Source organism: Clostridium zeae (assembly GCF_017312485.1).
Taxonomy (GTDB): Bacteria; Bacillota; Clostridia; order Clostridiales; family Clostridiaceae; genus Clostridium_AR; species Clostridium_AR zeae.
The window spans coordinates 56,008-81,516 of the sequence record NZ_BMBA01000011.1; the positions used below are offsets into that span (position 1 = coordinate 56,008).

Below are 25,509 nucleotides of genomic sequence, written 5' to 3' on the forward strand. Positions count from 1 at the left end.
AAAGAATTAAAAAATATAAATTAAGTTTACATATAGGAACTCTTTAACACACATAAAATAAAGGCTATGTTTAAGACCATTGTTTTAACAGCTACAAAATAAAAAACCGCGGTTTCCCGCGATTTTTTATTTTGTAGTTATCTTTTTAGTTTCATCACAAACTATAGATATATCTTGTAGTTCTTTGGTCTTACTAACCAATACTACTTTATAGCCCCATAATTCTTGAACATACTTTAAGGTTTCTTTGGCATAACCTATATCTAATTCTCTTCCGTCAAATACATGCTCTAAAGTAAGAGTATTATCTCTTCTATTTAAATCTATAACTCTTATATACGGTATACTTCCGACCCCAGTGTTAGTGGCTATAGTATCTCTTATTTTCTTCCATCCTGACTCATCTGCTACTTCATCAACTACATAATCGAAGCCTTTTTTAGCATACTGGAACAAATTAAGTTCAGCACATAATTCTTCAGTAAGATATTTTCTTAAAAACGAATTATCTCTCTCAATAGCTCTAACCTCAAAAATCTTATCTCTGCCATATCTCTTTTCGATATCCTCAAGAACTCTAAATCCAATATAATAAGGATTTAAACCTCCTAGCATCGGAGCAACTACATCATTATGTCTTTTTAAGAATTCAAAATGCAATTCCTGAGGAAGATTGAGCTTCTTAAGTATATTATAATGCCAAAAACTCGCCCATCCTTCATTCATTGTCTTTGTTTCAATCTGTGGTAAGAAATATAATGTTTCTCTTCTTACTATAGTTAAAAGACTCTTCTCCCAATCTTCCAAATCACCATAATCTATTATGAACTGTAGCAAATCATCTTCCGGACTTAAAGGAATTTTTGATAAATTAGGCTCCTCAATAGGATCATTACTATCTAAGATTCCTTTGCTTTCAACTTTTCTTGAATAATCTTCTATTAGTCTTCTCCTTTGGTCACTCTGTGATATCTTTTTCTCTCCGATAACACGACTAATCTGATATCTTATGGCATGAGCTGCATCTAAAACCCTCTCCACCCTCTGATATCCTATACTTGGATTATTGATATATCGTCTCACAGTCTCTGCATCTAACTTGAACATCTCCAAGGTATGGTCTGCATCAGTACCTTCCTTAAACAATCTGTTATTCTTGAAAAAGTCATTATGTCCATATACATGAGCCATAGTTAATATTTGAAGAAGTAATGTGTTGTCTTTCATTAGATATGCCAAGCTTGGGTTAGAATTTATTACCATCTCGTATGGCAATCCAGTGAGATTTAGTGAATATAGTGTTCTGTTTTTCTCATAGGCTTTTCCGTAACTCCAATGAGGATATCTTGATGGCATTCCTACATAAGCCTCGTAGCTTAACATTTCATTATACCCTATTATTTCAAACTCTTGAGGGTAAAAATCAAGACCTACTTCCTTTGCCATATTTTCTATTAATACATTCCATTTTTCTAATTCTCTAACTGTATAATCCATCACCCTTCCTCCTTAAGCTCCTTAGATAGCATAAATTTCAATGCATTCCACAGGTCTTTCTTTTCTTTCACTACAACCATTGCAAAATTTTTCTTTTTTATTTCCTTCAAAAATCTGTAGTACATAGTTGTAGAATAAGTAGAAGGCAACAGTTCTGCATAACCAAATAAATTACTTATTTCACATAGATCATTTACCGCTTTTATAGCTCTCTCATTATCTTCACTCCAGTTATCTCCGTCAGATGCATAGAAAGGATATATATTCCACATATCTGGGTTATATTTCTCCTTTATAAGCTCTAAGGCTTTGTTAAGTCCTGAAGATATATAAGTTCCACCTGACTCAGCTTTGTGGAAAAACTCATATTCATTAACAACTTTAGATAATGTGGTATGTGATATAAATTCAAAAGCTATATTGTTATACTTTCTTCGTATAAATCTAGATAGTACGAAGAAAAAAGATCTAGCAAGAAACTTCTTTGAATTATCCATTGATCCAGATACGTCCATTATAAAGATCATAACCGCATTACTTTCTTTTTTAGGTTTTTTCTTTACCTTATAATATCGCATATCCTCTTCTCTAAATGGAAATCTTTCAATTTCTTCACCTTTTCCAACTTCAGCTAGTGCCCTTTTCTTTCCTTGCTTTCTAGCTATCTTTGCCATAACTGTCTTCTTTTTGGCAAGTCTTGGATTAATTCCGTATCTTTGATAACCTCTTTTTCTTCCAGCACTTTCTACGATTATCTCTGAATACTTCTTTCTATCTAGGTTAGGCAGGTCAAGATCTTCTACTATATAATCTAATAACTCTTCCAAAGTTATCTCAGTTTCATATACATCTTCACCTTCTTGATTGCCAGCAGAGCCGGGGCCATTGCCCCCTTGCTCTGAAGCTTTTCCTACCTTATCTCCTCTTTTTTCTTCACCAGTTCCATTGGCTACTCCACCATTGTTATTTCCGTATACAAATTGATATTCTTTTATCCCTCTTATAGGGATTTTGAACTTCTTATTTTTTGATTCTCCTATTATACTTTCCTCTGAAAGTATATCTCCTAAATTTTCTTTTATAGACTTTTCAACTAACTGCCTATGTCTTCTTCTATCTTCTATCGCTCTATCGTGTTCAACTGGATTTTCAGCATGGTCTCTGAATATTGCCATATTATCAATCCTTCCACAAGTTGTTTGCAGCGTATTTTAATATAACATCGCAGCAATGAGGGCAATATCCATTCTCTTTCATTTCTTCTACCATAGCATTATACTTCTCATCTTGTTCCTTATCTCTAACTCTAGATTTAGTTATGATTCTGGAAAGATCTTTTACTGAAGCTGTAAGCTTTTTCTCAATAGCTTCCTTCAGAGGTTCGTAAGCAGTATAATCTATATGACCACCATTTCTCACAACATAGAACATATATGAAGTTACATCAGATCTAAAGCCCTTAGCTGAACTTTCTGAAATACCAATCTGCTCTTCTATACTTCTCATAAAGCTTTCATCTGGATTTAATTCTTCTCCAGTAGAATTATCTTTAAGCTTAGTTTTATTAACATATGCTTCTGCATTATCAATATAGTTGTTAAATAAACTCTCAGCTTGTTCTCTGAAAGAATGTATAAATGCCTTAGTTATTTCTTTTTCAAGTATCTTGTTGTATTCCTTTCTTAATGTATCCTGTATAAAACCAAGATACTTCTTCTTATCTTCTTGTGATGTATCTAAATCCTTAACTGACTTTATTATACTTTCCATGATACTTAACGGATTTATACATGGATATTCAGAACTTGAAAGAGCATTATCAATAGCCTTAATTATAAATCTAGTTGATATTCCCTTCATTCCTTCATTAGGCCCTGCTTCCTCTTTAAGTTCTAATAGGTCTAATCTCTTTGTAGAACCTTTTTCTACTATATCTTCACCGTTGTATATCTTAAGCTTAGTTATTGGATCTACCTTTGCTGATGGAGATAATCTAGAAAGAATTGCAAACATTGCAGCAATCTCTAAAGTATGAGGAGCTATATGAGCATTAAAGTTACTCTTCTTTATTATCTTCTCATATATCTTCTTTTCTTCATTCAATTCCATGCAATATGGAACTTCAATCTTTACTATTCTGTCTAGTATTGCTTCATTTGTATGATCTGACTTAAATTTATTCCATTCAGCCTCATTTGAGTGGGCTATTATAAGTCCATCGAAATAAATCATAGATCCTTTACCAGGTGATGGAACTGATTTTTCTTGAGTTGCTGTAATTATAGTATGAAGATATTCAACATCATTCTTGAATACTTCTATAAATTCAACAAGCCCTCTATTACCTACATTAAATGCTCCATTAAGTGAGAATATTCTTGGATCATCCTCAGGATACATATCCATCTTAGATATATCAACTGCTCCAGTTAAAATTGATGTATCTTGATTATTCGGATCTACAGGAGGAACTACACCTATACCCTTTCTTGATCTGATTGAGAACCCTTTGGTCTCTACTGGAAAGTCCTCATATCTTCCATTAAATTCATTCATTAGTCTATACCTGCATACAGGACAAAGGTCTCCTTCTATTTGAACTCCAAGCGATTCTTCAAATTGAGGTCTAAGATGCTTTGGAATAAGGTGAAGTGGTTCTTCATGCATAGGGCATCCTTCGATAGCATATATTGGGTCAGCCATCTCTAAAGCCTTCTTTAAAGCCTCAACTAATGAGGATTTTCCAGCTCCAACTGGTCCTACTAAATAAAGTACTTGCCTTGCTTCTTCTCCCTTCATTGAAGCTGAATAGAAATAATTAACAAGCTTCATTAATATCTTATCTATTCCGAAGAAGTCATTTTCAAAAAAGTTATACCTTTTTATCATTTCATTACCATATATTTTTCTTACCCTTGCGTTCTCTTCAGGTTTTAATATCTTTACACCCTTATCAACTATGATGTCATAGACTCTCTTGTGCGCCAACTTTGCTACATCTGGGTTTTCTTTTACTATTTCCAAATAATCTAGAAATGTCCCCTTAAACTTATGCTTATTATGTTTTTCTCTATCACTTTCAATAAACTGCTTAAAATCCATCTACATCTCCCTCCTTTTATAAAAATATATTCAGAGGGACAAACCATCTATGACTAATCTGATTTGAATATTTGTTAAATAAGAATTATTTTTTAAAAAGCTATTAATGGTTTAATGAAGATATATTAAATGAATTGAAGAAAGAATTTAGATAATTAAACCGCTGCTCAAAATAAAAAGGATAACATAAACTACAATTATGTTATCCTTCTTTACTAAAAATAGAAAAACTCTATTTAGTTATCACAGTACAAGAAATTATATAAAGCACCTATTAAATTAGAATCATTTTCAAAAGCACATTTCTCTACAGAAATATCTAATTTTGCATAATAGCTTTTCATTTTACTAAGTTTTTCATTTACTATATCATAGAAATCTAATCTACTACTTATAGCACCACCAATTAATATTTTCTCAGGGTCTATTATATATTTTAGGTTAAATATTCCTCTTACTAAATAGTTATACCATTTATCTATGATATTCTTCACTTCCTGGTCTCCATTTTCAGCCATTTCAAAAACTTTCTTACCATTTAATTCTTTTACATCTAAGCCTTTTTCCTCTGCAACCTTTTTTACCAAAGCAAAGGTGGATGCGTTATTACTCCATGTATGCCCTTCTATATCATCACTGTCATCCACAAGCATAAATCCAAATTCTCCTCCGTGGAGATTTTTCCCTCTAAGAATCTTTTTGTTTACTATAATACAACCGCCAATACCTGTTCCTATTACTATACACATAAAATTTTCGCAATCCCTCGCTGCTCCAAGCCATCCTTCAGCCAGTCCAGCACAATTAGCATCATTTTCAATAGATACTTTTAAGCCTGTTCTTTGTGAAAGTAATTCTTTTATATTAGGACCATGTATATAATCTACAGCACTAGCACCATAAATAATTCCGCTTTTTTGTTCTACTGCTCCTGGCATACTGCACGCTAGTCCACTAATTTCATAAGTCTTCTTAAAATCTTCCACTAGATTTCCTAATACTTCAACGAACTCATTTATTCCACTTTTGGGAGTAGGTATACTTCCTTTTTCATAGGAAACCCCTTCGCTATCCATAAGGGAGTACTTTATTGCAGAACCTCCAACATCAATAACTACATACTTATTCATAAAAATCTCCTCCATTGTAAACATTACCACATTAGGATATATTTCTTCATATTTCAGTATACTTTTTAGCTTGCTGATAAAAATTCAAATTTTTTTAATATTATTTAAATTTAGACAGAACCCAAAGTACTTTGAAATACCTAAAATTTATTTAAGGTTTTAACTGTTATATATTTATTATGATAGAAAAATGAAAAAAATCAAAGACCCATTTTTTATTTTTAGTCTTTGATTTTTGTATTTAGTAATATTATTAAGGTTAACTAATTAACCTTGCTTTTCACCAAAATATGATTATGAACTACCCTAAGTACTCTTTCCCCGTACCTTTCAATTTTCTTCTCACCTACACCACGTATCTCCTTGAGCTCCTCTTTTGTTTGAGGTCTTAAGTTTGCAATCTGTATTAAAGTAGAATCGGAGAATATTATATACGGTTTTACATTTTCGCTTTGAGACAAATCACGTCTAAGTATTCTTAGCTTTTTAAACAGTTCTTCATCTAAAACAGTATCATCATTAGTATCTTTAAGCTTTGCCATCACCTTTTCTTTGCCTTTAAGAACATTTATAGACTTTTTATTAAGCTTCAGCATAGAATAGGTACCTTCTTTTTTATCCACAAAACCTTCATCTATTAAAGTTTGGATTATATCTTTGATAAACTTTGTACTATATTCTTTCATGATACCGTAAGTTGAAAGTTCATTTAATTTGTTATCCAGTATCTTAGGTCCCGAATAACCTCTCAGTATATCTACCATTACAGATATCCCATAGCGTTCTTTAGTTCTGTAAACACAAGAAAGAATTTTTTGAGCTTCCACAGTTATATCTCTAAGTTCATCGTTATTTAAGCAATTAGAACAATTGTTACAGTATTCTTTTATATCACTTTCTCCAAAGTATTTTAATATAAAATGTCTGTAGCAATTATGTGATTCACAAAAGTCAACCATTGCTTGAAGCTTTCTAAGCTCAATTTCTCTTCGATTTAATACTGTGGAGGTATTTATCATATACTCTAGAGAAGGTATATCATCTCTTGAATAAAGCAAGTGACACTGGCACTTCTCGCCATCTCTTCCCCCTCTTCCAATCTCTTGGTAGTAATTCTCTATATTCTTAGGTAAAGAGAAATGAACAATATATCTTACATTTGACTTATCTATGCCCATTCCAAAGGCATTGGTTGCTATCATAATATCTTTTCTATCAAAAAGAAATTCATCTTGAAAAAATTCTTTTTCTTCGTCCTTTAGACCTCCGTGATATTTGGCAGTGCTGTAGCCTCTTTCTCTTAAATAGTCATAAAGCCCATCAACATCTTTTCTTCTTGAGCAATATATTATTCCTGATTGCTCCTCATGTTCTCTTATTATGTCTTTAACAAATTCCAGTTTATCTACTTCCTTATGTATATTCATAGATAAGTTATCTCTATTAAAGCTACTTATGTGTACATATGGATCCTTTAGACCTAAAAGCTTCATACTATCTACACGTACTTCATTGGTAGCAGTAGCTGTAAATGCAGTTATTACAGGCCTTTTCGATAATGAATTTACAAATGGTAGTATGAATCTATAACTTTGCCTAAAATCATGCCCCCACTGAGATACACAATGCGCCTCATCAACGGCCACTTGAGATATATTTAAACTTCTTATGAGCTTAACACAATAATCTAACTCTAATCTTTCTGGTGCAATATATATAAGCTTATATCTTCCTATAAGGGCATCTTCTATTATTTCAACTATTTCACTTTTATTTATAGTGCTATTTATGAATGCAGCATTTATCCCTACATTATTTATACTATCTACTTGATCCTTCATTAAAGAAATAAGAGGTGATATTACTAGGGTTATCCCACCCATTAAAACTGCTGGTATCTGATAACAAACAGACTTTCCACCACCGGTAGGCATAACAGCAAATACATCTCTTCCACTTAATATGGTTTGTATTATTTCTCTTTGTCCTTCTCTAAAACTAGAGAAACCAAATACTTTATTTAACACCTTCAGTGAATTATCCATTTGGCACCTCTTCTCTTGTCACATTTATATCTTTAATTATACTTTTTATACAATCCAATTTCTATAAGAAAATAATTGTATGTATACATAGTAAAATAAAATGAACCAGCTTAATTGTAAATAAACTGATTCATCTTATCTTTAATTATTGACTTGTATTATTTATCTTATACTTTTCTTAAGTTTTCAATATTTAATAGTATTATTAGAATTAATTGGTTATGCAGTAGATGCTATATGAGCGAGCTATTAGAATTAAAGCATCGGATGAATGGCCAATTAATTTCAACTATACCTATTTTATTCAACATCAAATCCAGATTTTTTGTAAAGCTCATAAAAATGGTTAGTTGGTCCTACCCCTTTACCAAGTTCTATACTATGTTCGATTGCTATTGTTATATATTTTTTAGCTTCTTCTACTGCCTCAACCATACTCATGCCCTTTGCTACATTAGCTGCTATAGCTGAAGATAATGTACATCCAGTACCATGTGTATTTTTTGTATTTATTCTTTCCTGTTTGAAGCTTACGAGCTTTTCTCCATCGAACAAAGAATCTATGGCATCACCTTCAAGATGTCCACCTTTCACAAGAACATATTTAGGTCCTAACTCTTTTAAGTCTTTAGCAGCCTTATACATTTCTTCAAAGTTTGTTATTTGATATCCTAAAATTTCTTCTGCCTCAGGTATATTAGGTGTAATAACTTCTGCTAGTGGAAATAACTCTTTTATAAGAGTTTCTTTTGCATCCTCAGAAAGAAGCTTAAAACCACTTTTTGAAACCATCACTGGATCTAAAATTATTGGTGGTAATTTATCTATCTTTTTTAGAGCTGATGCTATAGCATTAATTGATTCTATTTTAGATACCATTCCTATCTTTATAGCATCTACTTCAATATCATCGAATATAGCTTCTATTTGTTTTTCTATTATATCTGGATTAACATCTTGAATCCCAAAAACGCCTTGAGTGTTTTGAACAGTTATTGCAGTTATAACGCTCATTCCGTACACACCATTAGCTGAAAATGATTTTATATCTGCTTGAATTCCAGCTCCTCCACAAGTATCTGAACCTGCTATTGTAAGTGCTTTTCTTATCATTTATAACGTCTCCCTTTTTATAGTTTTTCTTATAACTGGTACTGATAATAATATTACTGCAAGGATTGCTCCTCCAGCACAGCTTAATGAGAATGGGAACACATATGCAAAAGCAGCTACCTTTTTACCTAATACTATTGTAGCCATTGGGTATGCTATCAAAGCTCCTAGTATCCCTGTTCCTATGAACTCACCTAATGCTGTAAGGTATATATTTTTAAACTTCTTATAAACTATTCCTGCTAAAAAAGCTCCAACCATACTTCCTGGAAATGCAAGTATAGAACCTGTCCCTAAAATATTTCTTAGTAGTGAGATGCAAAAAGCATTAGCTACTCCATAGAAAGGTCCAAGTACTACTGCTGCAACTACATTTAAAAAATGTTGAACCGGAAACATCTTTCCACCTAAAAATGGTATATAGAAAACTGACCCTGTAACTGTACCAAAAGCTATAAACAAACCACTTAAGGTTAACTTATAGACCATACTCTGATTATTTTTTACCTTAGTACTACTTTGTTTCATAAAAAAGCCTCCTTCTTTTAATCTGTGAAGGAGCCATATAAATTCTGTATTCAGCTTTCATATGAATAAGCTCATTTAAAATAATGTTTCAGCATACTGAAAACTTTCTAAGAGATTTATAATCTATCTTGAAGGTTTAAATACTAAAAGTATCATTTAAAATTCTTATCCTAACTGCAAAAAAATGCAGCTAGAAAGCTGCACTAATTAACAAAATTATTGTTGCTTCCCTACGCTGGTTTTAACCAGTTCAGGTGTTAAGAGTCAGAGAATATCGTTCTCTATCTCAGCCGGCATAACCAGCCCCCCTAGCACAGATTATTATTTATTTTTAATATAAATTATCTTAACATAAAAGCTATAGATTGTCACTATTTTCATCAATGCCAACCCTAGGGTAAATATTGATTTTTACTTACTCTCCTTAATTTCCCTATTCATCACCAAAGACTTTTTTCTTAAGTTTCAAGCCAGTCTTAGTAACAGCTAATCCCCCTTGAGCAGTCTCTCTAAGCTCACTTGGCAAACTCTTACCTACTCTATACATAGCATCAACAGTATCATCAAAAGGTATCTTTGAATTTACTCCTGCCATAACTAAATCAGCAGTAGTTAAAGCACTTACTGCTCCTGCAAAGTTTCTTTTTGCACAAGGAACTTCAACAAGTCCAGCTATTGGGTCACATACGAGTCCTAGTATGTTTTTTATAACTATGGCAGCAGCATCTAAGCTCATTTCAGGGGTTCCTCCCATTAGTTCTACAACTGCAGCCGAACTCATCGCTGCAGCTGCACCACATTCTGCCTGGCATCCGCCTTCTGCACCAGCAACTGTTGCATTTTGAGCTATTATACTACCAATAGCTGCAGCTGCAAATAATCCTTCAACTAACTTCTCATTAGGTAGTTGTAATTTTTCTCCCACAGTAAGAAGTACTGCAGGAAGTATTCCACAGGATCCAGCTGTAGGACAAGCAACAATTCTTCCCATAGATGCATTTACTTCGGCACAAGAAATTGCCTTTGCCATAGCAGATACCATCACGTCTCCAGTTAAGCTCTTCCCTTGCTTTAAATAATTTTGAAGCTTGTATCCATCTCCACCAATTAAACCACTTACTGAATGTACTTCTTTTTCACAACCTTCAGTAGTTGCTTCAATCATAACATTAAGGCTTTTCATCATTTCCTCAAGGATGGCTTCTCTAGTAGCCTCACTTTTCTCCATCTCTGATTGAATTGCAAATTCACTGATAGTCCAATTATTTTTTTTACATATACTAACAAGCTCTTCTCCGTTTCTAACCATCTTTTGTTCTATACCTCCCTATTAGGATACATAATTTGTATTTTGTTATCGTTAAGAACCATCCTGAACTTAAACTCATTAAAGCATCGGATGACTAACCACTTAATTTAGATAATCTTGACTACTGACTAATTGTTAATTCAACTAGTTCATCATGCTCTGATAACTATCTAAGCTTTAACTGGGTTTATCTTTATAACATTATCAACAGCTTCTACCTGCTTTATCTCTTTTACAACTTCCTCTGTAAGAATGCTGTCAACTTCAAATATCATTGTAGCTGCCTTACCTTTTTTAGTTCTGAATACACTCATAAAGGCTATGTTTACATTATTATCATAAAGAATTGCTGATACCTTAGATACTGCACCAGGAACATCTCGATGAGATATTATTACTGTCGGATACTGACCTGTAAAGTTAACTTCCTGGCCATTCACTTCAGTTATTACAATACTTCCTCCACCAATAGAAGAACCTGTTATCTCAGAAATTCTATCATTTTCATCCTTTATTACAAACTTAACTGTGTTTGGATGTACTTCTCCCAGATACTTTTCTTTGAATTCAATCTTTATTCCGTTTTCCTTAGCGATTTCAATAGATTCTCTAAGTCTCAAATCACTAGGTTCCATTCCAAGTATTCCTGCAACCAAAGCCCTATCAGTCCCATGTCCCTTATAAGTCTTACTAAAAGAACCATGAAGAAGAAATGTAACCTCTTTTACTCTCTCACCAGCAATGGCAGCTGCAACTTTCGCAAGCCTAGCTGCCCCTGCAGTATGAGAGCTTGATGGCCCAACCATAATAGGCCCAATTATATCAAAAGCTCCGTATTTTTTCATTTGTCACACTCCATATTTATTTCTATAGATAAACTACTTCGATTCTTAAAATCAATATTTATAAAAGCAACTGCCGCCTATGAATTCTCTTAGGATAGAATTTTCAGGAACCATATCACTATCTATAGCTTCAAAGAGTTTTAAAAAATCTATAAGCCTTTCAGCTTCATTGTACACTTCACTATCTTGATGTATTTTGGACAATTCCTCTATAGCGCAGTTTTTTAGAACTGACAATTCATACACTAAAGTTGAATTGAACATAACATCAGCCTGTTCTTGATATACAAATATATTTTTCTCTTCTCCTCGCTTTATAGAAGGCCACATTTTGAGTGTTTCATCTCCACCGTAACCTCTAGATAGAAAATCTCTTACAATTCTTCTTATTTTTCTTACATCTGCTGTTGCAATTCTATTATGATTGTCTACGTTAAGTTGTGTCAAGGCACTTATATAAATTTTAAATTTATTGTGGTCAGGTATAGTTGAAGTCAATATATCATTTAATCCATGTATGCCTTCAATAATCAACACTCCATTTTGAGGAAGCTGCATATCGTGACCTTCTTCATCCCTTGTTCCAGTTTTAAAATTATAAGATGGTATAGTAACATTTTCTCCCTTAAGCAAAAGATTTAATTGCTTATTAAATAGCTCTAGATCTAGTGCGTAAATTGATTCAAAGTCCGGCTTTCCTTCTTCATCAAGTGGTGTTTTATCTCTATCAATAAAATAATCATCAAGGGAAATAGGAAATGGCGTTAATCCATTAACTCTCAATTGTATTGCTAACCTCTTTGAGAAGGTGGTCTTTCCTGAAGATGATGGACCGGCAATAAGTACTATCTTTACTTCATTTCTATCATGAATCATATCTGCAATATATGCTATTTTCTTTTCATGTAGTGCCTCTGAAACTCTTATTATTTCATCAAATTCCTTTCTAAGCACCTTTTCATTTAATGAACCAACATCCGCAATATCTAATATATTGAGCCACTGCTCTGTTTCCTGAAATATCTTCTCAAGCTTTTCTTGTGGTTCAAAAACAGGAATCTCTAAACCTTTTCCTTCTTCAGGGAATCTAAGCAAAAAACCAGGTTCATGATAGGTAAGCTCATAATATTTTAGAACTCCTGTTGAATAACCTAATTTACCATAAAAATAATCATATCTTCCGTCTAACTCGTATAATCTAAGTTCACTGTTTTTAAGATTTTTAAGAAGTTTTAATTTATCCTCCATACCATATGAAGCAAAAATCTTTATTGCTTCCTCTTTTTTTACCTTAATACTCTTAATTGTGATATCTTTTTCTATGAGTTCATCCATTTTCTCTTTAATCAAGATTATATCTTCTGCATCCAAAGCTTTTTCCATATGAACTTCTCCAAATATCCCCTTACTCAAAGAATGTTCGATTGTTATTTTAGCCCCTGGAAACAAGTCTAAAGCTGCTTTAATAAATAGAAATTGTAAGGTTCTTGCATAAGCTCTATTGCCAATTCTATCATCAGCCGCTATAAAATCCACCTTACCTGACTCTTCTACTAAACAACTAAGCTCATAGTACTTATTGTTCAACTTGCCTAACACTATAGGCACATTATTCCCTTGGCAATAAGTGCTAACAAGCTCTTTAAATGTGGTGCCCTTTTCCACTTCGATAATTTGATTATTAATCTCAAGTCTCAATACCATCATGTATCCACTCCTAGAACTTTCAATTTTATGAGAAGCTTAATTTATATTTTTGTATTACTATAGAAATTTGAATTTCATTTTCAAAATAATATTTTTCTAATAATATTATACATCTTTAAATTTAAAAAAATCCTAATATTTGAATAATTTAAGCTAGTATAACAAACTATAACCTTGGAGAGGTGATTTAATTGCTAATAGTACTTATAAGGACAATAATACTTTACTCTGTGGTAGTTTTAGTTATGAGACTTATGGGAAAAAGACAAATAGGCGAACTTCAACCTTATGAATTTGTAATAACCATGATGATATCAGATCTTGCTGCATTACCTATGCAGGATACTAGGCTACCGCTTCTTTTAGGGGTTATACCAATAATAACATTACTAATGTTAAAAACTCTTTTATCGGAAATACAACTTAAAAGCAAAATAGCTAGAAAAGTTATAGACGGTACTCCTTGTGTGCTTATAAAAGAAGGTAAAGTAAATTTCAAATCACTTATAAGTCAGAGAATAAATATAGACGATCTTATGGAAGAGCTCAGACTTAGTGGATACTTTAATATTAAAGATATACAATATGCAATCTTAGAGAATAACGGTCAAGTTTCAGTTATCCCCAAAAAAGCTTTATCTCCTGCTACAAAAGAAGATGTAAAAGTAGATGAAGAAGAGGACAAACTGCCATTGGTTCTAGTTATTAATGGAAAGCTAGATAAAAAAGCACTTCAAAGGGCCAATAAGGACTCCTCTTGGCTTGATAAAATGTTAAAGAAGAATAATGTAGATGATATAAAAAATGTTTATATAGCTATGATGGATTCAAATGCACAATTTTTTCTTCAAAAAAAGGATGATATCATTGATTTTGGAGATGATGATTTATGAAAAATACACTTACGTCACTTTTTATTTTTCTATGCGTCTTAAGTTTCATTATTTATTCTCATAGTAATCTCATCAAGGTATGTGATGCAGTGAATGAAAAGTGTACAGTTCTTGAAAAAAGCCTTCAAGAAGACGATTGGGAAGATTCTTATAAGCTTTCAGTTGAACTTAAAGAATATATAGAGAAAAGCTTTGAGCCTCTTTCAGTTTATATTAATCACCAAGAAAGTGACCTCTTGATAAATGAATCACTTAAACTATCTCAATACAGCAAATATAAAGATAAATCTGAAGCTCTTTCAAGCATCCATCTTATAAAGTACTCTACCAAAGCAATAAAAGCTCTTCAAACGCCTACTATACAAAATATATTTTAAAATTATTTTTATTATTTTCTGGTAGAAAATATAAAAATAATAGTATATAATGTAATCAAGGGATAAATAGTCCCACTGGGACTCGTAAAGTCCCTTGCCATATGATTTTTTATAGAGAAGAAAGGTGGTATAAACATGTCATTAGTAAGTGCTAAAGAAATGTTAAATAAAGCTAGAGATGGGAAATACGCTGTTGGTCAATTCAACATCAACAATTTAGAATGGACTAAAGCTATACTTTTAACTGCTCAAGAAAATAACTCACCAGTAATCCTTGGTGTATCTGAAGGTGCTGGAAAGTACATGGGCGGATATAAGACTGTTGTAGGAATGGTTAATGGATTATTAGAAGAATTAAAGATAACTGTTCCAGTAGCATTACACTTAGACCACGGTAGCTACGAAGGATCTTACAAAGCTATGGAAGCTGGATTCTCATCAATCATGTTTGATGGATCTCACTATCCAATAGATGAAAATATAGCAAAGACAACTGAATTAGTTAAAGTAACTGGTGAAAGAGGACTTTCATTAGAAGCTGAAGTTGGTTCAATCGGTGGAGAAGAAGACGGAGTTGTTGGAGCAGGAGAAATCGCTGATCCAAACGAATGTAAGCAAATCTCTGATTTAGGAGTAACAATGCTTGCTGCTGGTATCGGAAACATCCACGGAAAATACCCTGCAAACTGGAAAGGCTTAGCTTTCGATGCATTAAGCCAAATCAATGATGTTACAGGTGATGTTCCACTAGTTCTACACGGTGGTACAGGTATACCTGCAGAAATGATCAAAAAAGCTATATCTTTAGGAGTTGCAAAAATAAATGTTAACACTGAATGTCAATTAGCATTTGCTGAAGCTACTCGTAAGTATATAGAATCAGGTAAAGACCTAGAAGGAAAGGGATTTGACCCACGTAAACTTTTAGGACCAGGATTCGAAGCTATAAAAGCTACAGTTAAAGAAAAGATGGAACTTTTCGGTTCAGTTAACCAAGCTTAATATGAAAAACAGTGATCATGTTGATCACTGTTTTTTTATTTACTTAAAGACTTTTGCAAGTTTAACTTATATTATCTATAGTTGGTAGGTTGATTATAAACTTAGTTCCTTTCCCAAGCTCACTTTCTATTCCTATATTTCCTCCATGAAGTTCTATAACCTTTTTAGTAATAGCCATTCCTAAACCACTACCTCCATCAGACCTTCTAGCACTATCTCCTCTTGTAAATTCATTAAAGATAGTCTTTCTAACTTCTTCTGATATTCCAATTCCATCATCTTCTATAGACATAATTATCTTATTTTCTTCTTTTATCAAAAAGAAGTTTAAAGATGTACCTGGTGGATTATACTTAAGTGCATTTATTATTATATTTGATATAGCACGATACAGTTCATCTCTATCAAAGCTATACTTTATATATTCTTCTCTTACGTCCACATTATAATTAAAATTGCACTTTTCAAAGTCTGGAATAAATCCTATTATGCTTTCCCTAAAGAAATTAGCTAAATCACCTTCTATGAGATTAAGCTTATAGGATGGAGCATCCATCTTTGAAAAAGTAAATAACTCATCTATTAAATAATTCATCCTGTTAGATTTCTCGTATATATAATTTAAGTACTTTTTCTTCTTTTCTTCATCTACAACAAGCCCATCATTTAAAGCTCTTGCATAGCCTTGAATAGATGTTATTGGTGTTTTTAAATCATGAGAGATATCAGCTATAATCATTCTCTTACTTTCCTCGGCGAGTTTTTTCTGAGCTTCTGCCTCTTGTATTCTCTTAGACATATCATTAAGCGCATCTCTTATCATAGCAAGCTCACTATCAGCCTTACACTTAATTCTATAATCATACTCACCAGTACTTATAGTTTGTATACCTTTTACTATATGTTTAATTGGATTGCTTATCTGCTTCGCAACTATTTTACTAAGTATAAACATTATAATCAAAAGTATAAGCGCTGCACCGCTAAAGATTGAGGTAGTAAACATCTCTATTTCCTTCTCAAGGGGAGAACCACTCATCTGTCCTCCAAAGGTCATATCACCACTTTTCGGTGGGAACTTAACAAGGCAAATATAGTTATTGCCATCCTGCCCTTTAAAGGCGGCTGCTGAATAAGTTACTCTGTTAAAATCAAAGCTTGATTTTAGATCTGTAGAAGTATAGTTAATAAGTTGCTCTTCTGTGTATTCATTTATACTATCCTTCTTATCACCTTTTACAAAAACAACTTTATTATCCTTCAGTATCTCTACCCATCCACCACTTTTTTCTATGTATGTTGAATCAATCTTTTTGTAATCACTGCATACAATAGCCTTTGCTGTAGACTTTGGAAAATCATTTTCATTATGTCTTCTTGCTGAAAATAGAGTAAAAAACGCAAGGGCTATTATAAGAGTAAAAAGAAGAACTATGGTTACGACACCAAATATAAAATACCCCAACATTATTTTTAGATATATGCTCTTAGGTTTTCTTTTCCTCTTAAATGTTTTCATCTAGTCCACCTTTGACTTTCCAGTAAACTTGTACCCTAATCCTCTCACAGTCTTTAGATATTCTGGTTTTTTAGGATTATCTTCAATCTTATCTCTAAGATTACTTATATGAACCATTATGGTATTGTCATCACCGTAATATACTTCTTCCCATACAGTTTCAAATATTTGCTTCTTAGTAAATACCTTATCAACATTTTTTATAAAAAGACTAAGTATTTTGTATTCAGTTGAAGTAAGTTCTAAAAGCTTACCACCTTTGAAAGCCTCACAGCTTTCTTCATCAAGCTCAATATCCCCATACACTATTCTTTCTGTCTTCTGCCCATTATCGTTATCACCTTTTAAAAGGTAATACCTTCTAAGCTGTGCTTGAACTCTAGCAATTAGTTCAAGTGGATTAAAAGGCTTAGTTACATAGTCATCTGCCCCCAGTCCTAATCCTAATATCTTATCACTGAAATCATTTTTTGCAGATATTAATATTATTGGTATATTAAGCTTTTCTCTTGCCTTTTTTATTAGCTGATACCCATCAATACCTGGCATCATTATATCGAATATGGCTAAATCAATGTTTTTTTCACACATGATATTCCATGCATCTATTCCGTTGAAACATTTTATTATGTTGTAGTCTTCCTTCTCAAGATAAAGTTCCACTAGTTCAACTATCTCAACTTCATCATCAGCAATTAATATGTTCTTTGCCATAAATACCCCCAAATTAGATTTATAGTAATCTAAATTAGATTTGTAGTAATCAAATCCAATTATTACTATACATTTTTTTCTAGTTATAGAAATATTATAATTTACTGAGGTCTTAGGCACAAGAAAAAATTTGCTCCACCTAAAGGTGAAGCAAACTATCTATGATTTATTATAATCATTATAAATAAATTTGTGCTATTATCCACAAGTCATCTCATTTACATTCAAACTTCTTACTACTCATAGCTTAATATCTCTACTACATTTAACTTTGCAGCCCTACCTGCTGGTATTATCCCTGCAAAGAATGCTACAACTACCGATACTCCAAGTGCTATTAAGACATTATTAATATTTAAAGTTAAGGTTAAAGTACTAGATATTGACTTCATATATAAGTTTATTCCATATATTGCCGCTGAGGATGATAAACATCCCACTAAGCCACCTAGTAGACCTAAAACTAAACATTGAAATATAAATATATAACGTATTTGATTCTTTGAAGCTCCTACTGCTTTCATTACTCCAATGGATTTTTTCTTTTCTTGAATAGTCATTGTCATGGTATTTATAAGTCCTAAGCTAGCAACTAGAAGCACTATAATACCTGCTACTGCAAGTATGCTCTTTACAACCTTAGTCATAGAATTTACCATATCAAGCATCTCAACCATGTTAGAAGCAGAATACCCTAAATCTTTTCTTATCTTATCAGTGATAGGCTTTACACTATCTTCATTCTTAGCCATCAATGCTACCCCTGAATATCCTTTTTCACTTAAGTAATTATCTTTATCTTCATAATAGCCTTGAATTTTATTTACTAAGTCTTCCGAAGCTAAGATCTCATTTCCGAAATCACTTTTACCTTTAACTACTCCAACAATCTTTCCATCAATAGAATAAGGCTTCTTAATCTCAACTCCATTAATCTTAGGGAACTCAACTTTTAGTGTTATCTTTTTACCTATAACAGATTTATAATCTGTTATTCCTACCTTGCTTAAGTACTTTTCACCTACAACAACCTCATCATTTTTCCCTGAAAGTTCGCTGCCATAAGTTATTTCATTATCTGTTTTATAATCAAAATCAAAAGACATTCCAACTATATTAGTACTCTTCTTCTTTATACTACTATTTCCTTCAATATCTACACCAGTTATCTGTGAGTTAAGGTAAGCATATAGCTTATCCACTCCATCCAACTTTGACATCTTTGTTAAAGTATCTTTGTCAATTTTCTTAAATTTATCTTCTTTCTTTTCAGAAGTAGTTGATGTGCTACTAGTTCCTGTATTCACTGTAACATTAACCGGAGAAGATACCTTATCATACTTCTCTGGTTGTACACTAATCTGCTTCGTATCTCCAAAACTTGAAAATAAATTAGAAGCTCCTTTATTTATAGAATCTCCTACCCCCATCATAGTAACCATTAAAAAACTTCCGACCGATAAAGCTACTACTGTTAAAACAGTTCTAATCTTTCTTTTTCTTATATCATTTACTGCCATTGAAAATCCATCTGATAGTTTCATTTATCTTCCCCTCCTAACCCTTAAGCGCATCGATAGGATCTAATCTTGATGCTCTCATAGCTGGGTATAATCCTGCTAACACTGCAATAACTATAGAGAAGCCTAACGTAGTACCTATCAGCCATAGCGGTATGTTAAAATTCAAACTCATGCTTATATCTTTAGATTTTAAATAAGCTTCTAATCCGAATTCTATTACCTTAAATATTCCTAGGCTTAGAACAATACCAGTAACTCCACCTAAGAAGCCTATGGTGCCTGATTGAACTAAGAATATATTTCTTATGCTCAAATTGTTTGCTCCTACTGACTTCATTACACCAATACTTCTAGTTCTTTCATATATTGCCATTACCATTGTATTTACTATACCTAAAGCAGCAACAAATAACACTATTATTCCAAGTACTGATAAAGCTAAACTGATGTTATCAAAAGCTTTTGTTATCTCTTTTATCATATCTTGATTAGAAACTGCTTGGTATCCTTCTGCAAGTACTGCATTTTTTACTTTTTCAACATTATTAATGTCATCTGCTGAAATTTGAACAGAACTAAAACCTTTTTCTTTTTCGTAGTTTTCTACTAATTCTGTTAAACCAATTATTTCAGCTGCATCTTTAGATGAAGTTATTATGCTGTTTCCAGGTAATAACTTTTTATTTACAACTCCAACAACCTTTAGATTCTTCTCTACGGGTTTTATAGAAATTCCTTTAGCTTTATCAACTATTATTGATATATTTTTACCTACAGCATCTTCTGCTTTACTATAACCTAAAGTAGAAAGCATATCTTCACTTATAATTGCTTCAGCTTTAGAATCTTTATTTAACATACTTCCACTTACTATGGTCTTTAAATTCTCATCTTTTTCTGCTTTTTTCTTATTCTCTATCTCATCTTGAAAGAATATTGAGTGGTTTAAATCAAAACCTTGTATGCTAAAGGAACCTTCCTTCGTACTGTCATTTATCTTAAGCTTTTCCACCATAGTAGACATAGACGCCTTTAATTCCTTAGCACCACTTATAGCACCGAACTTGTCTAACATACTGCTGTCAATCTTTTTAAAATTCTTTTCATTCCATTCTTCATAATCTGCAACATTATCTAACTCTTCAGCATCTTTCTTTATAGAAGATACAGTAATAACCTTAGAACTTAACTCTCCATTCATAGCATCAACTATAAAATTCTTTAAAGTAAAACCAAGTCCTACCATTATAAGTACTAACATTGTGCCGATAGCTATACCTAGTGAAGTTAAAAAGGTTCTTCCTTTCCTTCTTTTTAGGTCCTGAAGGGCCATGCCTATATTGTCCCTAAATCGCATTTTCTATTCCCCTTTCAGTAACCAAATCATCAGTTATAACACCATCCATGATCTTTATCATTCTCTTTGCCTTTTTAGCTTCAACCTGATTGTGAGTAACCATTATTATTGTGTAGCCCTTATCATTTAATTCTTGGAACAAGTTCATTATATTTTCACCAGTTTTAGAATCTAAGTTACCAGTAGGCTCATCAGCAAAGATAATCTGAGGATTATTTACTATGGCCCTAGCAATAGAAACTCTCTGTCTCTGTCCACCAGACATCTCAGTAGGTTTATGCTTAACCTTGTCCTTTAAGCCAACAAGTTCTAAAGCTTTAAGAGCCCTCTCTTTTCTTTCCTTTTTCCCTACTCCAGAAAATATAAGTGGCATCATAACATTTTCTAATGCAGTTTGAGTGTTCTCTAAGTTAAAGGCCTGAAATACAAATCCGATCTTTTCATTTCTGTATTTAGCCATATCTTTATCCTTAAGCTTCGCAATATCCTTACCATCAACCTCTATACTTCCCTTTGTTGGAGTATCTAGCCCCCCTACAAGATGCATCAAAGTTGATTTACCTGATCCGGATGGTCCAACTATAGCCACAAACTCCCCATCTTGAATATTAAAAGACACTTTATTTAAAGCTATTACTTTTTCCTTTCCCATCCTATAAACCTTTGATAACTCTTTTATCTCAATCATCTTTATCCTCCCAAAACCATTATTACTTTTAGTAGCAATCATTATTTCAACGTTTATCTACATTATTAATTCTAACCACTTTTGTTTAAGTGGTTATTAATACTATCTTAAGATTACCTTAAGATTGAATTCTAGAATAGATAGCAAAAAGAGAATTTTAACCACCTTTGCTTAGGATACTTAAAATTCTCTCTTTATTAGTTTGTATTAATGTTTATAACTTTCCCTCTTTTGCAAATTTTTCAAGATCATCAAGCATTAAATTAGCTGCTTTAACTCCTCCTGAAGTATTCCATATTGCATCATTTACCTTATATGCTTTTCCATTCTTAACTACACTTAATGATTTAAATAGCGGATCCTGAACCCATTCTTGTTCCCTAGCTTCACCTTTTCCGTCACCAGTTTCGTAAGTATAGTAGAACATTATATCGCCATCAGCTTCTTTTATTCTTTCTTTTCCTATCTCTTTAACAAAGTCTGTTCCTTGTTGAGAATCTGGTCTTGCAAACCCAATTTCCTTTAATATTGTTCCTGCAAATGTATCGCCTAGATAAAGTCTAGTTTTTCCTGACATAAATCTAACTAGTGATATTTTATTATTAAGCTTATCTTTATTATCTTCTTTAATCTTTTGCACTCTGTCATCAAACTTTTTTACTATATTCTCGCCTTCTGCTTCTTTACCAAACACTTTTGCATAGAACTTAAAATTGTCTTTCCATGCACCTCTTAAAGTGTCAGAATATACTGTTGGCGCGATAGCACTTAATTGTGAATAAATCTTTTCATGTCTCATCTTGTTACCGATAATTAGATCAGGCTTTAAAGCTGCAACAGCTTCTAAATTAACATTGCTTTCTTGTCCAACATCTTTGACGTCTTTCATTTCATTGGCAATATGACTGTACCAAGTTCCTGTACCTGTCCAAGAACTTACTGCACCTACAGGTTTAATACCAAGCTCTAATAAATCCTCTGTTCCTTCATTTGTTAATATAACAACCCTTTTAGGGTTAATAGGCACATCTGTGCTTCCCATTGTATGAGTAATACTTCTTGTACCTTTTGTATTGGTTACTTCTTGTTTTTTACTACATCCTGCAAAAACTCCAATTGTTACAACTGAACATAGTAAAAATGAAAAAATTTTCTTTTTCATTGGTAATCCCCCTTGTTTTCATTAAAATTGATTATCATTTACAAAAGCCGAGTCTTATGATATCATAGTTGATATTGATTTTCAATAGCGTTTTTTATTTTTTTGAAAGGGGCTCTATTTTGGATAATATTTTTACAACTAGAAGAAATAAAATTCTTCTTCTTATTTTTGCCTTTATTACATTACTTATAATATCTTATTTCAGTATTATATTAGGATTTTTAAAAACTTCTTTCTCCACTCTTATTGAAGCTTTAACTAATTTTAATAATTCACAAGAACATATAATTTTATTAACCTCAAGAATACCAAGAACCATTAATGCTATTTTAGTAGGATCTGCCTTAAGTGTTAGTGGACTCACACTTCAATCATTAACTAAAAATCCTCTATCATCACCTAGTGTGCTTGGTGTAAATTCTGGAGCTGCTTTATTTTTAGTACTTTTTCTGACTTCTTTTCCAAGCTTAAGTTGGAGTATGCTATCGATTATTGCATTTTTAGGTGCACTTTTCACATGTATTGTGGTTTTTCTAATGGCAGGAGGATTAAGAGGACAAGTTATTCCCTTAGATCTAACATTGAGTGGTTCTGCTATTGGAGCTTTATTTTTTTCATTGACTCAAGGTATCCTATATAAGCATCAAACAGCTTTAGAAGAAGTCTTATTTTGGATGACTGGATCTGTTGAAGGAAAATCGTTAAATTTTATAGTCACTCTAGCTCCATTTATTTTAATTTTATTAATACTCATTTTGTTCTTAGGAAAAAGTTTTAATTTATTTTCTCTTGGTGAAGAAATGGCTTCTTCTCTGGGTATGAATACCTTTGGATTCAAGATTTTAGTACTTTTTATTACTGCTATTTTATGTGGATTATCTGTTACTCTTGCTGGTCCCATATCCTTTATAGGGTTGATTACCCCTCATATAGTAAAGAAATTCATAGGAAGCGATTTTCGATGGCTATTGCCGTTTTCAGCTTTACTGGGTTCGATTATTTTAGTTCTTTCAGATTTGCTTTCTAGATTTATTATATATCCGAAAGAACTTCCTGTTGGTGCTGTAACAGCTCTTATCGGAGGTCCATTTTTTATCTATTTATCTAGAAAGGGAAATCATAATGATTAATACATCAAAAAAAGCTATTAAACTTTCTATAGCATTATTACTACTAACAGTCATATTTGTTTTTATTTCTCTTTCTTTAGGTAAAGTTATTATATCTCCTTTTATTACATTAAAATCAATACTGGGATTTGATGAAGGTTTCAACTCTATACTCATAAATCAAATACGCTTACCTAGAGTTATCGTTGCCTTTCTAGTTGGCGCTTCCCTTTCTTTATCAGGCGCAATATTGCAAGGAATAATAAAAAACCCCTTAGCTTCTCCTGATATAATCGGAATAGTTGATGCTGGTTCCGTAGGGACACTTATATTTTTAACCCTATTTACCGATCCAAAGAATAATTCACTTAAGACATCAATATTTTATTCTCCTGTTTTTGCCTTTGTCTTTTGTTTTTTATCATTAGGGTTATTGTATCTCTTAACTAAAAAGGGAGCCTCGACCCCTATGAAATTAGTATTAGTTGGGATAGGAATCTCTTCAATTTTTAAAGGTATTCGAAGTATATTAATAATAAATGGTCCTGTTGTTTTTATAAAGGAAGCCTCTACCTGGATTACTGGAACAATTTATGGAGTTAACTGGACGCAAACCATATTACTGGCTTGTTGGTTTTCAATATTTTTCATACTATCAATGATTTTTATTAAAGAACTTAATCTTCATACTCTTGATGATTTAATCGTAGCATCTTTAGGAAGTAATACTTCTAAATCTAGATTCGTGCTGCTAGCTATAGCTGCCGCATTAACTTCTGGTGCTGTTGCTATAGGGGGAGGTATTTCCTTTGTTGGGCTCATTGCCCCACATATTTCTAGAAAACTTATTGGTTCTAAATTTGAGAACTTAATTCCTGTATCAGTTTTAACTGGAGGAATCATTACACTTTTAGCAGATATGCTTTCAAAGTGGGCTTTCTATCCACTAGACTTGCCTATTGGTGTATTTACAGCATCAGTAGGTGCTCCATATTTTATATATTTATTAATTAGTAGCAGACATAACGTTAGGGGGAAAATCTGATGCTTTCAATAAAAGATTTAACATTATCATATGACGAAAAAATTATTCTTAAAGACATAAATGTTGAAATCCCTAAGGGGAAAATAACAGTTCTAATTGGGGCCAATGGGTCTGGAAAATCTACTTTGCTAAAATCTATGTCTAGATTACTTTCTCCCCAAAAAGGCCATGTTTATTTAAATTCAAAAGACATTCATTCTATGCACGCAAAAGAATTAGCAAAAAGCTTATCCTTTTTGCCTCAAAGTGCTTCTGCTCCAGGTGATTTGAGCATATATGATTTAGCTAAACAAGGAAGATATCCTTATCATAGTCTTATGAGTACTTGGACTGAATCAGATAAAAAAATAGTGGAAAGTTCTTTAGAAAAAATGGGCCTCTTAGAGATAAAAGATGAAAAGCTTGATAATTTATCAGGTGGCCAAAAGCAAAGAGCGTGGATAGCATTATCTTTAGTTCAAGATACTGAAATTATTTTACTAGATGAACCGACTAATCATTTAGATATAAAGTACCAATTAGAAATTTTAGAACTATTAAAATTCTTAAATAGAACTTCAGAAAGAACAATTGTGTTAGTATTGCACGATATAAATCATGCACTTAAATATGGAGATAATATTATAGCTTTATTAAATGGAAATATCTATTCACAAGGAGATAAAAATGAAATAGTTACTGAATCGTTAATCAATACGGTCTTCGATATAAATTGTAAGCTAATAGCTTCTCCTGTTGAAGATTCCTTGCTTTGCATTCCTTATTTATAAAATTTTATTTGAGGAAAATTAAAAGCCAACAGGTATAATACCTATTGGCTTATTGTTTTGTCTCTTACTGCAAA

General features: G+C 32.3%; 22 protein-coding genes and 1 riboswitch. Of the genes, 6 read left to right on the forward strand and 16 right to left on the reverse strand.

Annotation, left to right across the window (positions count from 1 at the left end):
- Positions 1-126 precede the first annotated feature (126 nt).
- From J3477_RS24495 to J3477_RS24540, 10 genes are all read right to left on the reverse strand, one after another.
- On the reverse strand, positions 127-1,497 hold the full coding sequence (locus J3477_RS24495) for a SpoVR family protein (RefSeq protein ID WP_206872859.1): 1,371 nt from the start codon (positions 1,495-1,497) through the stop codon (positions 127-129).
- Positions 1,497-2,672: a sporulation protein YhbH gene (gene yhbH, locus J3477_RS24500; protein ID WP_206872860.1), complete on the reverse strand. Its 1,176-nt coding sequence runs from the start codon at positions 2,670-2,672 to the stop codon at positions 1,497-1,499. The genes J3477_RS24495 and yhbH overlap by 1 nt, the downstream gene beginning before the upstream one ends.
- 4 nt (positions 2,673-2,676) lie before the next feature.
- Positions 2,677-4,599 (reverse strand): PrkA family serine protein kinase, encoded by a 1,923-nt coding sequence (locus J3477_RS24505; protein ID WP_206872861.1) that lies wholly within the window; start codon positions 4,597-4,599, stop codon positions 2,677-2,679.
- A gap of 236 nt (positions 4,600-4,835) precedes the next feature.
- Positions 4,836-5,729 (reverse strand): ROK family protein, encoded by an 894-nt coding sequence (locus J3477_RS24510; RefSeq protein WP_206872862.1) that lies wholly within the window; start codon positions 5,727-5,729, stop codon positions 4,836-4,838.
- Between the two features lie 263 nt (positions 5,730-5,992).
- Complete coding sequence (recQ, locus tag J3477_RS24515) at positions 5,993-7,774, reverse strand: DNA helicase RecQ (RefSeq protein ID WP_206872863.1); 1,782 nt, start codon at positions 7,772-7,774, stop codon at positions 5,993-5,995.
- A 300-nt stretch (positions 7,775-8,074) separates the two neighbouring features.
- Positions 8,075-8,884, reverse strand: a complete 810-nt coding sequence (thiD, locus tag J3477_RS24520) for a bifunctional hydroxymethylpyrimidine kinase/phosphomethylpyrimidine kinase (protein WP_206872900.1) — start codon at positions 8,882-8,884, stop codon at positions 8,075-8,077.
- Positions 8,885-8,887: 3 nt separating this feature from the next.
- Positions 8,888-9,415, reverse strand: a complete 528-nt coding sequence (gene thiW / locus J3477_RS24525; protein WP_206872864.1) for an energy coupling factor transporter S component ThiW — start codon at positions 9,413-9,415, stop codon at positions 8,888-8,890.
- A gap of 210 nt (positions 9,416-9,625) precedes the next feature.
- Positions 9,626-9,735, reverse strand: a riboswitch (TPP riboswitch).
- A gap of 113 nt (positions 9,736-9,848) precedes the next feature.
- Positions 9,849-10,724 (reverse strand): L-serine ammonia-lyase, iron-sulfur-dependent, subunit alpha, encoded by an 876-nt coding sequence (gene sdaAA / locus J3477_RS24530; protein WP_206872865.1) that lies wholly within the window; start codon positions 10,722-10,724, stop codon positions 9,849-9,851.
- Between the two features lie 170 nt (positions 10,725-10,894).
- Positions 10,895-11,569, reverse strand: a complete 675-nt coding sequence (sdaAB, locus tag J3477_RS24535) for an L-serine ammonia-lyase, iron-sulfur-dependent subunit beta (RefSeq protein WP_206872866.1) — start codon at positions 11,567-11,569, stop codon at positions 10,895-10,897.
- A 51-nt stretch (positions 11,570-11,620) separates the two neighbouring features.
- The gene (locus J3477_RS24540; protein ID WP_206872867.1) at positions 11,621-13,276 is read right to left on the reverse strand and encodes a nucleoside kinase; all 1,656 of its coding nucleotides are present in this window, start codon (positions 13,274-13,276) and stop codon (positions 11,621-11,623) included.
- A gap of 191 nt (positions 13,277-13,467) precedes the next feature.
- Between J3477_RS24540 and J3477_RS24545 the strand changes: the two genes are divergently transcribed.
- The 3 genes from J3477_RS24545 (at position 13,468) to fba (ending at position 15,548) form a co-directional block, all read left to right on the forward strand.
- Positions 13,468-14,169 (forward strand): DUF421 domain-containing protein, encoded by a 702-nt coding sequence (locus J3477_RS24545; RefSeq protein WP_206872868.1) that lies wholly within the window; start codon positions 13,468-13,470, stop codon positions 14,167-14,169.
- Complete coding sequence (locus J3477_RS24550; protein WP_206872869.1) at positions 14,166-14,546, forward strand: DUF4363 family protein; 381 nt, start codon at positions 14,166-14,168, stop codon at positions 14,544-14,546. Before J3477_RS24545 ends, J3477_RS24550 begins: the two co-directional genes overlap by 4 nt.
- Positions 14,547-14,681: 135 nt before the next feature.
- On the forward strand, positions 14,682-15,548 hold the full coding sequence (gene fba, locus J3477_RS24555; protein ID WP_206872870.1) for a class II fructose-1,6-bisphosphate aldolase: 867 nt from the start codon (positions 14,682-14,684) through the stop codon (positions 15,546-15,548).
- Positions 15,549-15,609: 61 nt separating this feature from the next.
- Here the strand turns inward: fba and J3477_RS24560 are convergent, their stop codons facing one another.
- The 6 genes from J3477_RS24560 to J3477_RS24585 all read right to left on the reverse strand — a co-directional run bounded on the left by J3477_RS24560 (position 15,610) and on the right by J3477_RS24585 (position 22,511).
- A complete protein-coding gene (locus J3477_RS24560; protein ID WP_206872871.1) occupies positions 15,610-17,067 on the reverse strand; it encodes a HAMP domain-containing sensor histidine kinase in 1,458 nt (485 codons plus the stop codon).
- Positions 17,068-17,781, reverse strand: coding sequence for a response regulator transcription factor (locus tag J3477_RS24565; protein ID WP_206872872.1), 714 nt, complete (start codon positions 17,779-17,781; stop codon positions 17,068-17,070).
- Positions 17,782-18,017: 236 nt separating this feature from the next.
- Positions 18,018-19,325, reverse strand: coding sequence for an ABC transporter permease (locus tag J3477_RS24570; RefSeq protein WP_206872873.1), 1,308 nt, complete (start codon positions 19,323-19,325; stop codon positions 18,018-18,020).
- A 13-nt stretch (positions 19,326-19,338) separates the two neighbouring features.
- Positions 19,339-20,661: an ABC transporter permease gene (locus tag J3477_RS24575; protein WP_206872874.1), complete on the reverse strand. Its 1,323-nt coding sequence runs from the start codon at positions 20,659-20,661 to the stop codon at positions 19,339-19,341.
- On the reverse strand, positions 20,651-21,349 hold the full coding sequence (locus J3477_RS24580) for an ABC transporter ATP-binding protein (RefSeq protein WP_206872875.1): 699 nt from the start codon (positions 21,347-21,349) through the stop codon (positions 20,651-20,653). Before J3477_RS24580 ends, J3477_RS24575 begins: the two co-directional genes overlap by 11 nt.
- Positions 21,350-21,563: 214 nt before the next feature.
- Positions 21,564-22,511: an ABC transporter substrate-binding protein gene (locus tag J3477_RS24585; RefSeq protein ID WP_206872876.1), complete on the reverse strand. Its 948-nt coding sequence runs from the start codon at positions 22,509-22,511 to the stop codon at positions 21,564-21,566.
- A gap of 119 nt (positions 22,512-22,630) precedes the next feature.
- Here J3477_RS24585 and J3477_RS24590 point away from each other — a divergent pair, with 119 nt between their 5' ends.
- From J3477_RS24590 to J3477_RS24600, 3 genes are read left to right on the forward strand one after another with little or no spacing between them, the layout of a single operon-like run.
- Complete coding sequence (locus tag J3477_RS24590) at positions 22,631-23,641, forward strand: FecCD family ABC transporter permease (RefSeq protein ID WP_206872877.1); 1,011 nt, start codon at positions 22,631-22,633, stop codon at positions 23,639-23,641.
- The gene (locus tag J3477_RS24595; RefSeq protein ID WP_206872878.1) at positions 23,634-24,665 is read left to right on the forward strand and encodes a FecCD family ABC transporter permease; all 1,032 of its coding nucleotides are present in this window, start codon (positions 23,634-23,636) and stop codon (positions 24,663-24,665) included. The genes J3477_RS24590 and J3477_RS24595 overlap by 8 nt, the downstream gene beginning before the upstream one ends.
- Positions 24,665-25,435 (forward strand): ABC transporter ATP-binding protein, encoded by a 771-nt coding sequence (locus tag J3477_RS24600; RefSeq protein ID WP_206872879.1) that lies wholly within the window; start codon positions 24,665-24,667, stop codon positions 25,433-25,435. The genes J3477_RS24595 and J3477_RS24600 overlap by 1 nt, the downstream gene beginning before the upstream one ends.
- The last annotated feature ends 74 nt before the right edge of the window (positions 25,436-25,509 follow it).

Bases quoted from the DNA above. Each gene is read 5' to 3' on its own strand.
- J3477_RS24495 (WP_206872859.1), bottom strand. From the start codon at position 1,497: ATGGATTATACAGTTAGAGAATTAGAAAAATGGAATGTATTAATAGAA.
- yhbH (WP_206872860.1), bottom strand. From the start codon at position 2,672: ATGGCAATATTCAGAGACCATGCTGAAAATCCAGTTGAACACGATAGA.
- J3477_RS24505 (WP_206872861.1), bottom strand. From the start codon at position 4,599: ATGGATTTTAAGCAGTTTATTGAAAGTGATAGAGAAAAACATAATAAG.
- J3477_RS24510 (WP_206872862.1), bottom strand. From the start codon at position 5,729: ATGAATAAGTATGTAGTTATTGATGTTGGAGGTTCTGCAATAAAGTAC.
- recQ (WP_206872863.1), bottom strand. From the start codon at position 7,774: ATGGATAATTCACTGAAGGTGTTAAATAAAGTATTTGGTTTCTCTAGT.
- thiW (WP_206872864.1), bottom strand. From the start codon at position 9,415: ATGAAACAAAGTAGTACTAAGGTAAAAAATAATCAGAGTATGGTCTAT.
- sdaAA (WP_206872865.1), bottom strand. From the start codon at position 10,724: ATGGTTAGAAACGGAGAAGAGCTTGTTAGTATATGTAAAAAAAATAAT.
- sdaAB (WP_206872866.1), bottom strand. From the start codon at position 11,569: ATGAAAAAATACGGAGCTTTTGATATAATTGGGCCTATTATGGTTGGG.
- J3477_RS24540 (WP_206872867.1), bottom strand. From the start codon at position 13,276: ATGATGGTATTGAGACTTGAGATTAATAATCAAATTATCGAAGTGGAA.
- J3477_RS24550 (WP_206872869.1), top strand. From the start codon at position 14,166: ATGAAAAATACACTTACGTCACTTTTTATTTTTCTATGCGTCTTAAGT.
- fba (WP_206872870.1), top strand. From the start codon at position 14,682: ATGTCATTAGTAAGTGCTAAAGAAATGTTAAATAAAGCTAGAGATGGG.
- J3477_RS24560 (WP_206872871.1), bottom strand. From the start codon at position 17,067: ATGAAAACATTTAAGAGGAAAAGAAAACCTAAGAGCATATATCTAAAA.
- J3477_RS24565 (WP_206872872.1), bottom strand. From the start codon at position 17,781: ATGGCAAAGAACATATTAATTGCTGATGATGAAGTTGAGATAGTTGAA.
- J3477_RS24570 (WP_206872873.1), bottom strand. From the start codon at position 19,325: ATGAAACTATCAGATGGATTTTCAATGGCAGTAAATGATATAAGAAAA.
- J3477_RS24575 (WP_206872874.1), bottom strand. From the start codon at position 20,661: ATGCGATTTAGGGACAATATAGGCATGGCCCTTCAGGACCTAAAAAGA.
- J3477_RS24580 (WP_206872875.1), bottom strand. From the start codon at position 21,349: ATGATTGAGATAAAAGAGTTATCAAAGGTTTATAGGATGGGAAAGGAA.
- J3477_RS24585 (WP_206872876.1), bottom strand. From the start codon at position 22,511: ATGAAAAAGAAAATTTTTTCATTTTTACTATGTTCAGTTGTAACAATT.
- J3477_RS24595 (WP_206872878.1), top strand. From the start codon at position 23,634: ATGATTAATACATCAAAAAAAGCTATTAAACTTTCTATAGCATTATTA.
- J3477_RS24600 (WP_206872879.1), top strand. From the start codon at position 24,665: ATGCTTTCAATAAAAGATTTAACATTATCATATGACGAAAAAATTATT.